Annotated in this window: 12 protein-coding genes; 10 read left to right on the top strand and 2 right to left on the bottom strand. The window is 39.3% G+C overall.

Going from position 1 to position 15270, the window contains the following annotated elements; all coding sequences use genetic code 11:
• Window positions 1–472: 472 nt before the first annotated feature.
• Together SANK73390_RS12865 and SANK73390_RS12870 are read left to right on the top strand one after the other, a co-directional pair.
• Complete coding sequence (locus tag SANK73390_RS12865) at window positions 473–1621, top strand: Na/Pi symporter (protein WP_462766392.1); 1149 nt, start codon at window positions 473–475, stop codon at window positions 1619–1621.
• Window positions 1622–1933: 312 nt separating this feature from the next.
• Window positions 1934–2716 (top strand): acetoacetate decarboxylase family protein, encoded by a 783-nt coding sequence (locus tag SANK73390_RS12870; RefSeq protein ID WP_462766393.1) that lies wholly within the window; start codon window positions 1934–1936, stop codon window positions 2714–2716.
• Between the two features lie 351 nt (window positions 2717–3067).
• Here the strand turns inward: SANK73390_RS12870 and SANK73390_RS12875 are convergent, their stop codons facing one another.
• Window positions 3068–4846 (bottom strand): M61 family metallopeptidase, encoded by a 1779-nt coding sequence (locus SANK73390_RS12875; protein ID WP_462766394.1) that lies wholly within the window; start codon window positions 4844–4846, stop codon window positions 3068–3070.
• A gap of 177 nt (window positions 4847–5023) precedes the next feature.
• Between SANK73390_RS12875 and SANK73390_RS12880 the strand changes: the two genes are divergently transcribed.
• The 8 genes from SANK73390_RS12880 to ilvN all read left to right on the top strand — a co-directional run bounded on the left by SANK73390_RS12880 (window position 5024) and on the right by ilvN (window position 14747).
• Complete coding sequence (locus SANK73390_RS12880) at window positions 5024–6577, top strand: diguanylate cyclase (RefSeq protein ID WP_462766395.1); 1554 nt, start codon at window positions 5024–5026, stop codon at window positions 6575–6577.
• A gap of 14 nt (window positions 6578–6591) precedes the next feature.
• Window positions 6592–7935 (top strand): nucleotide 5'-monophosphate nucleosidase PpnN, encoded by a 1344-nt coding sequence (gene ppnN / locus SANK73390_RS12885; protein WP_462766396.1) that lies wholly within the window; start codon window positions 6592–6594, stop codon window positions 7933–7935.
• Window positions 7932–8720, top strand: a complete 789-nt coding sequence (gene xni, locus SANK73390_RS12890; protein ID WP_462766397.1) for a flap endonuclease Xni — start codon at window positions 7932–7934, stop codon at window positions 8718–8720. Before ppnN ends, xni begins: the two co-directional genes overlap by 4 nt.
• 66 nt (window positions 8721–8786) lie before the next feature.
• Window positions 8787–9170 (top strand): DUF3192 domain-containing protein, encoded by a 384-nt coding sequence (locus SANK73390_RS12895; protein ID WP_462766398.1) that lies wholly within the window; start codon window positions 8787–8789, stop codon window positions 9168–9170.
• Window positions 9171–9172: 2 nt separating this feature from the next.
• The gene (locus SANK73390_RS12900) at window positions 9173–10864 is read left to right on the top strand and encodes a hypothetical protein (RefSeq protein WP_462766399.1); all 1692 of its coding nucleotides are present in this window, start codon (window positions 9173–9175) and stop codon (window positions 10862–10864) included.
• 243 nt (window positions 10865–11107) lie between these two features.
• Window positions 11108–12115: an isocitrate dehydrogenase gene (locus SANK73390_RS12905; RefSeq protein ID WP_261594891.1), complete on the top strand. Its 1008-nt coding sequence runs from the start codon at window positions 11108–11110 to the stop codon at window positions 12113–12115.
• A gap of 410 nt (window positions 12116–12525) precedes the next feature.
• The gene (locus tag SANK73390_RS12910; protein ID WP_462766400.1) at window positions 12526–14250 is read left to right on the top strand and encodes an acetolactate synthase 3 large subunit; all 1725 of its coding nucleotides are present in this window, start codon (window positions 12526–12528) and stop codon (window positions 14248–14250) included.
• Entirely contained in the window at window positions 14250–14747 is a 498-nt protein-coding gene (gene ilvN, locus SANK73390_RS12915) for an acetolactate synthase small subunit (protein ID WP_462766401.1), read from the top strand. The genes SANK73390_RS12910 and ilvN overlap by 1 nt, the downstream gene beginning before the upstream one ends.
• A gap of 80 nt (window positions 14748–14827) precedes the next feature.
• Here ilvN and SANK73390_RS12920 read toward each other — a convergent pair whose 3' ends face one another.
• On the bottom strand, window positions 14828–15103 hold the full coding sequence (locus SANK73390_RS12920) for an HU family DNA-binding protein (protein WP_261594888.1): 276 nt from the start codon (window positions 15101–15103) through the stop codon (window positions 14828–14830).
• Window positions 15104–15270 lie beyond the last annotated feature (167 nt).

Here is a 15270-nt window from a genome sequence, read left to right on the forward strand (position 1 = left end):
GCTAGTGATAAAGTACCAAGTTAGCAGTTGAGTTACTCGACAATAGCGCCTTCATGGTTTTTCACAAGCAGTTTTATCAATAATTGCCGAATTGAGTCACGTTGAGAAACCTACACCAATTTGTCACCTTGGCCATACATAATAAAGAAGATTACAATTATTTCATCACATCTATTCTTTTTATATATACGCTATAACTCGCAAGCGTAACAATAGAGAAGGAACAAACACTGGGAGAATTATTTTAAAAACAAAAATAATCGAAAGATATCAATCACAAAGGCATTAATAATAATATACGCCATACTCATTACTCAATCAAAGAGAACTGGCACAGGTACATAGATACACGCCATGTTGTAAAAAACGAACCAAATCCCGACTCATTGAAATATTTCTGTAACAAAGGCATGTTTAAATCCGATCTGAATTTAAAGACACCATCAAATTGTAATAATTTGATGCGCAACCAATGAGAAAACATATGCGTAATACCGCAAATTCAGGCTTTTATAAGTTTTTAAACTGGGCAGCAATCGCCCTGTTGGTTTATTCTGTTTTAGTTGCTGTTGGCACCGTGAGTGGCGGTTTTAAAATTGCTTCTGGTGGCAGTGAAGGCGCCAAAGAAATTTTCGCATTCGCAACCAACCCTTTTGTAGCGTTAATTTTAGGTGCATTAGCAACGGCCCTAGTTCAATCATCTTCGACCGTTACATCGGTTATCGTTGGTTTAGTCGCTGGTGGATTACCCATTAGCATTGCAATCCCAATGATCATGGGTGCCAATATTGGTACAACCATTACAAATACCTTAGTTTCAATCGGACACATCCGCTCAAAAGAAGAGTTCCAAAGAGCATTTGCAGCATCGACTGTTCATGACTTTTTTAATCTGCTTGCAGTCGCTATTTTCTTACCACTTGAAATCATGTTTGGATTTTTACAAAAACTGGCTGAATACCTGTCACACATGTTTGTTGGTGATGCAGACCTTTCACTGAAAAGCTATAACTTTGTTAAACCATTAGTAAAACCTGCCGTTGGTACGATAAAAGACGCATTGGGGTTCTTAGAAGGACAAATGCTGGGTGTTGCAATGGTAATTGCAGGTATTGGCCTGATTTTATTTGCTGTAACAGCACTTGGTAAACTACTGAAAAAAGCATTGGTAGGTAAAGCTAAAGATATTTTACACGGCGCACTTGGTCGCGGCTCAATCGCGGGTATTGGTTCCGGTGCTGCAGTTACTATCATGGTGCAATCGTCGTCTACAACAACAAGCTTAATGATACCCCTTGCTGGAAGTGGCGTATTCACAACGCGTCAAATTTACCCTTTCACGTTAGGGGCTAATATTGGTACTACTATTACCGCATTACTTGCGGCAACATCAATTACCGGCCCAGCAGCAGAAGTGGCGCTTACCATTGCCTTAGTTCATGTTATGTTTAACGTATTTGCTGTTGCACTGATTTATGGAACTCCTGTGCTTAGAGAGTTACCTCTGCGCCTTGCTGAGAAACTAGCGCAGATTGGTGCCAATAACAAACCTGCGGCACTTGGCTATGTACTTGGTTCATTCTTTGTACTACCAGGTATCATTATGATGGCCGTTAGATAAAATATATAAACTTAAAAAATGCCGCTATTTAGCGGCGTTTTTTTGTCTTTGTATTGGCATTTCTCTCTCAGCCACCTTGGACCCAAAATAAAAACATGCTACCTTGATTTACCAAAAATAGTACCTATAAATCATCTATAAGGAATAAAGAATGATAACGTACATTATTATCGGATTGCCGCTCTCAGTACTTCTATATTTGTATGCGGGCTCGCAAATGCAACACAACTCGAAGAACAGTTCCCTGTAACCGAATACCAGCAGTTAAGCGATGGCACTACCGTCTCGGTACCATTTCATGTTGAAGGCAATTTGACCACCGCTTTTTTATCCATTATAAAAACAAAACAAGCGAAAAAATTCATTAACCACAGCGAGTTTGAGCCAATTGAAATTAGCTGTGACGGAGTTGGCACAAATCAAAGCATTGGCGTACTTTACTTTCAAGATATAACGAAAAGCCCTGTCGGCGCTTATGCTGAAACGGTTAACACCATTGGTGTAAAACGTAAGATAGCCCCTTCATTGTCTTTACCCTGCTTACCTAAAAGTGCAACTAAATTAGAACAAATGCAATACCTCCTTGCATCACAACAAATTATGGCGCAAGCGAATGCAAAGAATGTACAACAAGGTCTTCCGTCAGATTACGCGATGTACAACCAAGACCTAAAACTAAACAATCCACTTGCGATAAAGGCTGGAAAAGAGATTTGGGGATACCCGAAGTCTCGTGCCGAAATTAACTACTGGGTTGGTAAATACTATGTTGACTTACAAGTAGGTAACTTACCTGACTACACACCTATTGTTGAGCTAAGTTATTTACGCAAAGTTGGTTCTCAAACCCCTTTGTATAGTGTTGGAGACAATGTACTGCCACAAACGCTACTACCTAATAATGAAAAGCAAGCGCAACTAAAAGGCGCGTTAAGTTCAGCTTCAGGGTGGGTGCAGCCATTCATAGGTTACTTTTGGGCAGGTCCATCAAACAGTGCAACTTCAAAAGCGCTGCGTAAAACAGGGTTCTATCCCGTTGCTATCGTTGAATATACAAATGTCACAGGTGCAGCTCTAGCGCTTTACGATAAATAAACAGCATTTAAAAATCGCAATATCTGGTCATTTATTTAATGTAATTGATATGAGTGCGTGTTGATCTTTGAAGTATGAATTTTTTCAAATCAAAGGCTTTCATTACAAAAATGAGCTATGTTACATAATAATCTATGTTAATAGCCCATGAAAGTGCCGTGTAAGCCTCTGGTTGGCCACTTTGGGCTGTCCATTGGGGGTATTTTCCATGATATCACCTGACTTACATGTCATAACTATGAATGCAGATTCAACCTTGGGAAAATACCCGAATGACTGCTGTGAAAATACACAGCAAAGTTCAACAGTCCTTAGTTAACTGCACATCACAGTTAAACTATTTAATATCAATTAATTAGCAAACGGATGCGCAATTCCAGCCCACGCTTTAAATAGTTTTTGCTGTGAGGCGTTTGGTAATGCGATTGCACGTACTTTTTTTCGCTTATCAAAATCACTATCCAACACCACATAGGTGCTCATGAGTTTGTCGCGGCGAATGAAGTCTACTTTTACTTTATCACCCCCTTTGAAGTAAGCTAGAGAGTCATTTAAATTGTCTCTTACATGATGATCATTGAATGCTACAATCTTGTCAGCAATAGTTAAACCTGCTTGCCAAGCCGAACTACTTCGAGCAACATGCTCAATAATGAGTACCTGACCTTCGTTTTTTGTAATTAGGTCTAAACTAGCAATTGGCTTTGCATTTGCAGGGCGTGAAAATTCAAGACCAACATGCTCAAGAAGTACATCGATATCTAATGCTAGTGGTGAATTAATATGCTGCTCCCACCATTGGCTGTAATCACGACCTGATATGTTTCTTAGTATGTTTTTGACATCATTACTTGTAAAAGACTTTGGCAGTTGAAACTGTTTATAAAGTTGGCTATGTACATCTTTATAGCTGACTTCACCGTTACTGTGTGCGAGCAAATCAATATCTAATGCTAAAGACACCATAGCACCTTCTTGATAGATATTAGTACTGTAGTTTTTACCATGATCACCACCTTTGTTAATCCATTTATCAAAGCTTGATTCAGCTACAGACTGCACCTGTCTGCCTGGCGTTGCCAAATGCTTATTGAGAGTATGGGTTAGGTTGGTAAAAAACTCTTGATAATTGGTGATCCCCGCACTGAGCAATAAATAGTCTTCTAAATAGCTTGTTGACCCCTCTGATAGCCAAAGCAGATCACTGTAATTTGGGTTTGTATAATCATAGGGTACTAACCCTGCAGGACGATAAGCTTTTACATTCCAAGTATGGATAAACTCGTGAGCTGCGGTAGAAATGAAGCTAACATAATCCTCTCGTTTTGCAAATGTGTCTCGATGTCTTTGTATAATTGTTGAGTTTATATGCTCTGTTGCACCGCGTGCGCCACTGGTTGCATGCACCATAAATACATAACGCTGGTAAGGGTAGTCATGCCAAATCAGTGAACCTGTTTTAACTAGCCTCTTTAAGTCCAATAACATTTGGTCGACACTGTAATTCCCCTGCCCCCAAATCACTAATTCATAATCACGTTCATCGACTTTAAACTTGTGTAGTTCATTAATGCCTGTTTCAATTGGTGAGTCTACTAACGTATCGTAATCTTTCGCCTTAAAACTGTGCTCATCATGTGCAAAGTCCATACCCGAGACAGAACGCCACTGAGCGGGCACGTCGAGGTCAACAGTCACAGGCTCTTGGCGGAAGGACTCAGAAAACATAAAAAAACCTGACGCGTCAATAAATGCGTGACTATCATCAATATGACGAGCCCGTTTACCTAATTCATTTGCGTAAACTTGATAACCCACTTGCACCTGTGTTGGGTTATCTAAATGTACCCGCCAGGTACTTTTATCAATTTTTTCCCAGTTTAGCACGTCACCATTATGATCTGTCGCATCAAAGTAGCGAATACCATTTGCTAAATTTAACACTTCATAGCGTCCGGTGCGCCAATCTGGTAGTTTAATGTCTAGATGAGCTTGAGCTGACTTTGGAAATATCACAGAGACATTACCCAAGTGATGCTCACTCTGCTCAATAACAAGTTTATATTCAACTTCTGCCAGCGCACTTAACGATAGCAAGCTAAGCGGTAAGAGTAAGTTTTTGACGTTCATTATATGACCACGATTAAAAAAATTGCAAAGAGCATAACAAAACCCAAAACCTTGTCTAAAAAACTCGGTGAATGGGCTGGGCGTTTTTTAAAAGTAGCTGATACAAAATTCATGAACAAAAATAGATAATTGATGTAAACTTAGGTTAAAACATTGTGATGATGGAAGTAGTTAATATTGGTAACTAAAAACTCAGCGCTGCTAGAAAAAAAACTAGACCAAACTATCAAAGCTCGTAAAGCACTTGAAACAGCGCGTAAACATCAAGTAGATGTATTGTCTAACTTTGCAGTAAAGCTATCTTTAAGCTGTAAGGGCCAAGATGTGGCGCTGGATAACCAGCTGGCTAAATTTCGCAGCGCTTTACAAAAAGGTATGGATTTTGAAGCTTTTGAACCCTTAATAGAAAGCATGAGTGAAACACTCAAGCATCAAGAAGCAACAAATTCTGCCAATAGCCGTGCATTGCAACAGAGTATTACTCAAGCAGGAAAGCAACTACAAAAAATAAAAGGCTTACCTGACGATGGACGAAGAAAACTGCGCTTTTTGCTAGACAACGAACTCAGTAATATCAATGCAGCTAATGATTATATTCCAGTAATAGAAAAACTCTCTGACATCTACCAAAAGGCGTTACAGTTAAAAGTTTTAAAAACTCAATCCGCAAGTGATGATGATGCAAGTGCACTCCAAGCGCCAGAAATTGCTAATGAGTTGATGAATTTAGCCAATGAACTAACTTTTGACGAAGATGTGTCGCAAGAAGTTAAGGTAATAAAAGACGACATTAACTTAAGTGATGGCGTTGACTCGCTGCTAAATTCAGCTTTAAATATTATAAAAGTGATTGTTAAAAGTATCAGCCGAGAGAGACAATCTGCACAAGGTTTTTTAGTTTCTTTAAACCAAACTCTAGAAGAACTAAACAGTTCAATTGTAGCAACAACCCAACACTCACAAAGTGTTAATAAGAAAATCACTAATTTAAACAAACAGATAGAATCAAAAATTCAAAGCCTCAATTCACGCACGCAAAAGGCGACATCAATTAGTGAGCTTAAGAGTTTGGTTGATGATGAACTAAAGTTACTCAGTCAGGATTTGATCGAACGAGAACGAATAGAAAGCCTTGATAAACAAGCGCTATATGAAAATTTTAATAAAATTAACGACCGTATAAATATATTAGAAACAAAAGTTAATACATATAAAAAGCGCTTATCTGAACAGCGTTTTAAAAGTTTATTAGATGGATTAACAAAATTACCTAATCGCTCTGCATTTGATGATAGATTTAATCAAGAGTTTCATCTATTTGGAGTGAATAAAGGTGATATGACCTTAGTCGTTATTGATGTAGATCACTTTAAGTCAATTAATGATAAATATGGTCATAGTGCAGGTGATAAAACACTACAAGTTATTGCCAGAGCATTGAAAAAGTCAATCAGGAAAACTGATTTTATAGCCCGTTATGGTGGTGAAGAGTTTGTAGTACTGATGCCTGGAATGAATGTTCAACATGCAAAGCCTGCATTAGAAAAGTTACGTAATGCAATTAAGTCGATCCCTTTTAAGTTTAAAGAGACGCAAGTACAAATCACCATATCTTTAGGCGCAACACAGTTTAAAGAAGGTGATACACCGCTTTCAGCATTTGATAGGGCTGATAGCGCTCTTTACGAGGCAAAAAATAGTGGTAGAGACCGGCTATGCCTTCGTGAATAACAAGGAGAATGCCTATGCAAGTACAGTTAAACCCGACTGGTGTACTAAACCTACTATCTCAACTTGAGGTAGATTTACTTGAACAATCGTCAAATAGTGAGCGGTATAGACTATTTAGAAATTGTGCTTTGGCTGTATTGAATGTTGGCAGTCACACCGACTCCAGTTCAGAAATTTATAATAAGTACCACGATTTTGATATAAAGTTGATTGCTCGTGAACGCGGAATTAAGATTGAACTGACAAACCCACCTGAAACAGCGTTTGTAGATAACGAAATTATTCTTGGTATTCATGAGCATATTTTTTCAGTTATTAGAGATATATTATTTATTTGCCAACGTCATCAAGAGCAGATCAACACCCCTCGGGAGATAACCCACATGGTCTTTGATATGCTACGTAACGCAGATGCTTTGGAAGTTAATTGCGACCCCAATATTGTTACGTGTTGGGGCGGCCATTCGATAAATGAAGTTGAATATAGATATACCAAAGAGGTTGGCTATCAACTTGGTTTACGTGGCTTAAATATTTGCACCGGCTGTGGGCCTGGCGCGATGAAGGGGCCAATGAAGGGCGCAACAATTGGTCATGCAAAACAACGAATTAGCAGTAATCGTTATTTGGGGCTGACCGAACCAAGTATAATCGCTGCTGAGCCGCCCAATCCTATTGTAAATGAACTGGTGATACTGCCAGATATAGAAAAACGCCTTGAAGCGTTTGTTCGTACCGCTCATGGCATTATCATTTTTCCAGGGGGAGCAGGAACAGCCGAAGAGCTACTCTATTTGTTAGGTATTTTGTTGCACCCGGATAACCAAAAGCAGTGCCTACCTGTTATTTTGACAGGCCCAAAGGAATCTGCGCAGTACTTTGAAGAGATCTGTATGTTTGTAAAAAGTACGCTTGGAGAGGCTGCATTAGGTAAATTTGAAGTAATTGTTGATGACCCAGCTTTGGTTGCTCAAAAATTGAAAATCGGTATGAAAGAGGTAAGAGAGTATCGCAAAGCGCAAGGTGACGCATATTATTTTAATTGGACATTAAAAATCGATAATGAATTTCAAATGCCTTTCGCTCCAACTCATGAAAACATGGCAGCGTTAGACTTACACCTGTCTCAACCTACTCAACAGCTGGCAGCTAATCTACGTCGTGCATTTTCTGGTATTGTTGCCGGTAATGTTAAAGATGAAGGTATTCAAGCAATTAAACAACATGGTCCATACACCCTCAGTGGTGACACGTCTTTGATGAAAGATATGGATAAACTGTTGCGCGCGTTTGTTGAACAAGGCCGAATGAAACTGCCAGGCAGTAAATATGTGCCTTGCTACCAAATAAAAGCATGAAAGCAAAAATAGTATTAATAGATGCGCTGAATTTGATTCGGCGCATCTATGCTGTTGATGAGCAGCAAAATCACCGAAGCGCGCAGCAAACTCTAATATCTTGTAAAAGCCGAGTTAGTCACGCAACAAAGAAGTTATTGTCTTTAACTGATGCAAGCCATGCAATTGCCGTTTTTGATGGTCAAAAAAGCTGGCGCTATCATTTTTATGCTAAGTACAAACATAGCCGTAAACCTATGCCCGAGCAGTTGGCAAATAATCTGGAGTTTATTTCACAGGCTTTTGTTGAACAAGGGATCACCGTATATAAACCTGAGCAAGATGAAGCGGATGACGTGATTGCAACATTAGCCTGCAAGGCCAGTGACGCCGCAGTTCAGTCTGTTATCGTGTCAACTGATAAAGGGTTTTACCCTTTATTGAGTAATAACATTACTATTTATGATTACTTCAAACGAGATTGGCTGACTGATAATTACATCATTGAACGATTTGGTGTTAATAAACACCAACTCATAGACTTTTGGGCGCTTGCTGGTGATAAAACCAATGATATCCCTGGAGTCGCTGGAATTGGACAAAAATCGGCATGCCAACTTATAAACGGCTATCGCGATATCGCAGTTGCAATTGATGACCCCAATTGCAAACCAGCCATCAAAAAGAAACTCACTATTGGCATGGATGATTATGTTATTAGCAAGCAGTTGGTTACTTTGCGAAAAGATATACACCTTGGGTTTAACATGAAACAGTTACGGCTTAATCACCATGATATGGTTTAGTCGCATCTTCATTTGTCTCAGTCTATGCTCTGTTATACTCTCACACGGTGTTAAGGTGAGTTTTTTATGATCAAAAAAGTATTACAGTATATTATTTTAGGCCTAGCTGTTTATGCGGCAATCGTGATGTTAGTCATTAATTTTTATAAAGACGACCCGCAAGCTATGATTTGGCAAGACCGAGAAGCATTTAATAATCGATATATCAATAAATTCAAGCCAGAACAGAGCGTGCAAATCGACCAAGTATTAGAAACGCTTGGAAGTCCAGACCTTACTTACGTAAAGAAACAACCAAATAAAATGTTGCAGATTGTTTATTACCGTACTCAGTTAGTTAAACCTGATGGGATCACGACACAAGATGAGTGCACAGGCTTGTTGTTTGAAAACGGCAAACTTATTTTATGGGGGCCTGCAGCAAACGTGGCTTATGAAAAGGCATTGTAGCTATGTCAGACTTCAAGCCTAACCCAACACACCTAAAACGTTTATTTGAACATACTCATCAAGCGCTGAGATTATATTACAACAAACAAAAGTGGTCAGCGATTTACCCTACCCTGACTCAATTAGCTGAACGTTTTGTTTTGTGTTATCAAACACAGCCTAATGCAATGCATGCACACTTACAGTTTTATGCGGCAGATTATGGCTACACAACAAATTTAACAGTTAACCAATGTATATTAGTTTGCGCATTCTGCTATGCGAATGGATATAACGAGATGTTTACTGAAGAGCTTGTGATTGCAGCCTTGAGTGACTATTTGTGTTGCTCTAATGAAACCAATAAAATTGCTCGCTCTGCGGTGTTAAGTAAACAAGAGAGCAAGTTAGTCCAGTTACGTCATCAATTTGTTCTTAAAATGCTAGATAGCGCCAATGTACCACAAGGGCAAATGCAGCGCATTTTGTCTCGACTCGACAAATATAGTACAGCAATCACAGGCCAAAAAGCACTCCCTTTGTATGATAATACAAGTATCTTGGTCACATTGGCAAAGCGAATAGCCAAAGCAATTACACCTAGACCGAATGTCAAAACTTTTACCATTGTACAAGCAATCAAGTCACTATACCTTGGCACTCATAATGAATTTGCACAACTATCATTATCAGCCCTTGCTAAGCAAATTGTTTTATACCCTGGTGGTTCCTTAGTTAAATATAAGGGACAAAGTGCGTTAATTTTATCTGCAACCCATAATGGCCATTTGTTGGTGTTGTTAGATAATAACCGCGCAGTCGGTATGATTAAAACAAACAAGCGTTTTACGCCACTTTATCAACCCATTTCTACATCTGATAAAACTTTGCTTTATTCAATATGGTTTAATGAGCAAATGCCTGAACCAATCACGTCAGAGCACCTGCAAGCGGATATTTGGCAAGCAATTTCTGACTTGGGGAAACATCAATTTTTAGAATTTAAGGCAATAGAAAAAGCGATTATGCCATTTTCACAGATTAAACTAGCGCTGCAAGTAGCAGCGAGGCAATATAATCGTCAGGGCCAAAAAGCAACGACAGTTCGCCATTGTTTAACAATGGTTGGTTTAGATATCGCGGGGCTACTTTGCCAACGGGTGCTATTGGAGACGTTAATTTCTGAACTTCATCACCCTTTTGCCAATGATGTGTGGCACAAATATAATCATATTAATAAAGTAATTATGGTTCTATTAAGCCATGCCCAAGGCGAACAGTTTGAAAGGTTATTAAGCCCCTTTACAGCAGCAATTTACTTTATTCTTTATCAGCATAGTACTTCAGTTATGCGACGTGTTATACCTTGTACAGAAGAAGTCGAAGACAAAGGTATATCGATTGCACATTTATTTGGTTTTGGACGATTGAGTGAAGCTAAATTAACATCATACATTGAAACTTACTTTAAATACTCTGACACGCATCAAGCTTTTCTAGAAACTGAAGCTAAGGATAAGCAAACTTTAAGTGAAGATGCTCGACATATAATAGCAATTAAGTTGCTGGCTATTTATACATTAGGTGAATCGCAAACTATTAGTGCATGGCAAAAACAGCTATTAGAAGATGTACTTCAAAAGATGCAATGGCAGTCTCTTGCAAGTTTCTGTGATGCTTTTCTTGCTCATAGCCCAAGCTGTTGTATTGATTAGCCATAAGCATAATGAGGATGGCTAACTGCGTTTGCTATTTACATAATAAATAGAGTTGATACTAGGCATAAATACCATTTATGGTTTATTTTAATTCCTTGCTGGTATAAGTACGCATAAATTGTTATAAAACGCGCTTAAATTTTCAAGCGAACACACACCTTCCCTTTTTGTTTACTAAACTTCTCAGTAGTGCCCATTGGGTATGGTGTAACAAATACTTTTGATAAAGGAAAAACCAGAATGGCAAAGCAAACCATTACCGTAATTAAAGGCGACGGCATAGGTCCTAGCATCATCGACTCTGCAATTGAAATTTTAAATGCAGCAGGGTGTGATTTCGACTATGAGTTCGTAGATGCAGGTCTTGCAGCACTAGAAAAAACTGGTGAGCTACTTCCTAAAGATACTCTAGAAGTGATTGAAAAAAACAAGATTACTTTAAAAGGTCCTTTAACAACTCCGGTAGGTGAAGGTTTTACTTCTATTAATGTAACATTGCGCAAACAGTTTGGGCTTTACGCAAACGTTCGCCCTGTAAAGTCATTTGAAGGCACTAAAGCGCGCTATGATGACATTGATATCATCACTGTACGTGAAAACACACAGGGTATGTACTCTGGTTTAGGTCAGGTTGTGTCGGATGACGGCAATGAAGCCGAAGCTATGTCAAAAATTACACGCGAAGGCGCTGAAAAAATCGTAACTTTTGCGTATGAATTAGCAACCCGTGAAGGCCGTAAGAAGGTTACCGCAGTTCATAAAGCAAATATTTTGAAATCAACCTCAGGTTTGTTCTTGAAAGTAGCGCGTGAAGTGGGCGAGCGTTATCCAGACATTGAATCTGCCGAGATGATTGTAGATGCAACCTGTATGAAATTAGTAATGACCCCAGAAGAGTTTGATGTAATTGTTACAACAAACCTTTTCGGTGACATTCTATCTGATCTGTGTGCAGGTCTTGTTGGTGGTTTAGGTATGGCACCGGGTGCAAACATTGGTGAGAACGCAGCTATTTTTGAAGCGGTTCACGGTAGTGCTCCTGATATTGCGGGTAAGAACCTTGCTAACCCAACTTCTGTGATCTTAGCATCAATTCAAATGCTTGAGTACCTAGAAATGGGTGAAACAGCAGAACGTATTAGAAGTGCAGTGGCTGATGTTATCAAAACTGGTGATCGTACTACCCGTGACTTAGGTGGTAATCATGGTACAACTGATTTCACACAGGCCGTGATTGAACGTTTGTAAATCGATAAAGAGGACTAGCAATTGCTAGTCCTCTTTACAGGCACAGTAGTATGCCTGGTTTATAATAGACCCACTTGATTCTGCATATTTAATTCCCATACCCATAACATCTATTTATAAATACTATAGAAATCCTAAATATATTTATAAAATGCGATTTTTATGCGCATACTGCTAACTCCACTTGACATAAGTATCAAAACGACATTTAATAAAGCTCGTAAATAAAAATAAATTAACAGTAAACCAAAAATGAAACGTATTTTATCTAATCTACATGTGCAAGTCCTGGTCTTATCTTTGAGTCCAGCGGGGCCGTGTTGAGCAAATTTACGCTTTAACCCCGCAACTTGCGGGGTTTTTTTTTGGAAAAAATAACCTACAGGTAAAGACAATACTGAGGAATGAGGATGAATAAAAAGCAATTTAATGGCTCCGAGCTTGTTGTAAAAGCACTTGCAGCTTTAAAAGTTGAGTATATATTTGGCTATCCAGGAGGGTCTGTTTTAGATTTATATGATGCCCTTTTTCAACAAAGTGAGATTGAGCATATTTTAGTTCGCCATGAGCAAGCTGCAACGCATATGGCGGATGGCTATGCACGCGCTACAGGCAACGTCGGTGTTGTGCTCGCCACGTCAGGTCCTGGTGCTACAAACTGTGTAACTGGTATAGCGACAGCCTATATGGACTCTATTCCCATGGTAGTGCTATCAGGCCAAGTACCGTCAAACCTTATTGGCGATGATGCATTTCAAGAAACGGATATTGTTGGCTGTTCAAGGCCCATAGTAAAACATAGTTTTAATTGTCGGGATGCACAGCAAATCCCAACAGTGCTAGCTAAAGCATTTTACCTCGCCAGTACTGGTCGACCAGGGCCTGTGGTGGTTGAGTTACCAAAAGATATTCTAAACCCACAGCTCAAATTTAACTACACTATGCCTGACAAAGTCGATATGCGTACATACAATCCAAGTAGCAAAGGCCACCCAAAACAAATTAAAAAAGCGGTCGAAGCAATTCTTGGTGCTCAGCGTCTGGTTATTTACTCAGGTGGTGGCATTGTTTTATCTGATACATCAGCGCAACTTACTGAGTTAGTTGAAACATTAAATGCCCCTATTACAAACACTTTAATGGGTTTGGGAGGCATTAGCGGAACACACCCTAATTTTATAGGTATGTTGGGGATGCATGGCAGCTTAGAAGCCAACAAAGCGATGTCTAAGGCCGATGTTATCTTGGCATTGGGAGCTCGTTTTGATGACCGAGTTACTAATAACGTTAGAAAATTTTGTCCAGATGCGACAATTGTGCATGTTGATGTTGACCCTACTTCTATTTCAAAAACTATTAAGGCCCATATTCCAGTAGTTGGATGCTTATCGACGGTACTAAGCCAATTACAGGTAGCTATAGATAACAGTAGCAGTCGTATCGATAGAAGTGCACAAGAAGCATGGTGGCAGCAAATTACCCAATGGCGAGAACAGCAATGCTTATCATACGATATGGGCACTGATGTTATTAAGCCTCAAACAGTCATTGAAAAAGTGTATGAAGTTACCAATGGTGATGCCTATGTTAGCTCTGATGTTGGACAACACCAGATGTTTGCCGCGCAATACTACCCGTTTAAAAACCCAAGACAATGGATAAACTCTGGGGGTTTAGGCACGATGGGGTTTGGTTTACCAGCTGCGATGGGCGTAAAGTTGGCATACCCTGATCATCATGTTGTATGTGTAACAGGTGATGGTTCTATTCAAATGAATATTCAAGAATTGTCTACCTGTTTACAGTATGGCTTGGCGGTAAAAATTGTTTCGCTGAACAATCGTTCTTTAGGGATGGTAAGGCAGTGGCAAGATATGATGTATGACGGCAGACATGCAAGTTCATACATGGAATCTTTACCTGACTTTGTTGCTCTGGCAGAGAGTTACGGACACATTGGTATAAGAGTCGATCATCCAGATCAATTAGACGCAGCATTAGAAAAAGCGTTTTCAATCACCGACAGGTTAGTCTTTTTAGACATTCTTGTAGATGAAAATGAACATGTGTATCCAATGCAAATTAAACTGGGCGCAATTGACGAGATGTGGCTTAAAAAGGGAGTAAAAGCATAATGCGCAGAATTTTAAGTATTTTATTAGAAAATGAACCTGGTTCTTTGTCACGTATAGTAGGACTATTCTCACAGCGCGCTTATAACATAGATAGCTTGACTGTTGGTACGACTGCAGATAACACGTTATCGCGTATTACTATTACTACGCATGGTGATGACCGAGTAGTTGAGCAAATTACAAAGCAAGTGAACAAGTTGGTCGATGTACTTAAAATCATTGATTTGACGGAAGTGCCACACATAGAAAGAGAACTACTATTAGTTAAAGTGTTTGCGAAAGACGAAGCCACACGAGCTGCTGTTACGCGTATCGCAGACGTATATCAAGGCTCGGTTATAGATATGGGTAAGCAGAGCTATACATTGCAGCTATTGAGCAATGCTGAGCGATTAGAGTCGTTTTTAGACATGCTAAGACATGAAAGTGACATTATTGAACTTGTTCGATCTGGCGCAGTAGGCATTGGTCGAGGAGATAAAGCATTAAAAGGCTAACATAGACAGTGTTTTGATAAGGTTAGTATAAAACAAAGGGACCATATCAGTCCCTTTGTTGTTTAAACTATATAATCGGATTAAGGATTAACTTGGTCTTTTAAACCTTTACCAGCTTTAAAGCTTGGGATATTCGCCGCTGCGATTTGGATTTCAGCACCTGTTTGTGGGTTACGGCCAGTACGTGCCGCACGCTCTTTAACTGAGAATGTACCAAAACCAACCAGTGCAACAGAATCACCGTCTTTCAAAGACGTGGTTACAGCACCAGTAAATGCTTCAAGGGCGCGAGCTGCTGCCGCTTTAGAAATTTCAGCATCTGCTGCCATCTTTTCAACTAGTTGAGCTTTATTCATTATTAGATTCCTATTCATTTTATATTTTGCCTAAGCAAAATCTATGTTTATGCATTTTGATTAGATGTGCAACCATTTCCTGAAAAATTTAGCCAAAAATTAATAAAAGCAAGGAATGGCGCGCTTTCATGACGCTTTTGCGTAACACTAACCAAGCATCTACAAAC

Source organism: Pseudoalteromonas sp. SANK 73390, assembly GCF_054966645.1.

Excerpts from the sequence above, each read along its gene's own strand:
- SANK73390_RS12910 (WP_462766400.1), top strand. The coding sequence starts at position 12,526 with ATGAATAAAAAGCAATTTAATGGCTCCGAGCTTGTTGTAAAAGCACTT.
- ilvN (WP_462766401.1), top strand. The coding sequence starts at position 14,250 with ATGCGCAGAATTTTAAGTATTTTATTAGAAAATGAACCTGGTTCTTTG.
- SANK73390_RS12900 (WP_462766399.1), top strand. The coding sequence starts at position 9,173 with ATGTCAGACTTCAAGCCTAACCCAACACACCTAAAACGTTTATTTGAA.
- SANK73390_RS12865 (WP_462766392.1), top strand. The coding sequence starts at position 473 with ATGAGAAAACATATGCGTAATACCGCAAATTCAGGCTTTTATAAGTTT.
- xni (WP_462766397.1), top strand. The coding sequence starts at position 7,932 with ATGAAAGCAAAAATAGTATTAATAGATGCGCTGAATTTGATTCGGCGC.
- SANK73390_RS12875 (WP_462766394.1), bottom strand. The coding sequence starts at position 4,846 with ATGAACGTCAAAAACTTACTCTTACCGCTTAGCTTGCTATCGTTAAGT.
- SANK73390_RS12895 (WP_462766398.1), top strand. The coding sequence starts at position 8,787 with ATGATCAAAAAAGTATTACAGTATATTATTTTAGGCCTAGCTGTTTAT.
- SANK73390_RS12905 (WP_261594891.1), top strand. The coding sequence starts at position 11,108 with ATGGCAAAGCAAACCATTACCGTAATTAAAGGCGACGGCATAGGTCCT.
- ppnN (WP_462766396.1), top strand. The coding sequence starts at position 6,592 with ATGCAAGTACAGTTAAACCCGACTGGTGTACTAAACCTACTATCTCAA.
- SANK73390_RS12920 (WP_261594888.1), bottom strand. The coding sequence starts at position 15,103 with ATGAATAAAGCTCAACTAGTTGAAAAGATGGCAGCAGATGCTGAAATT.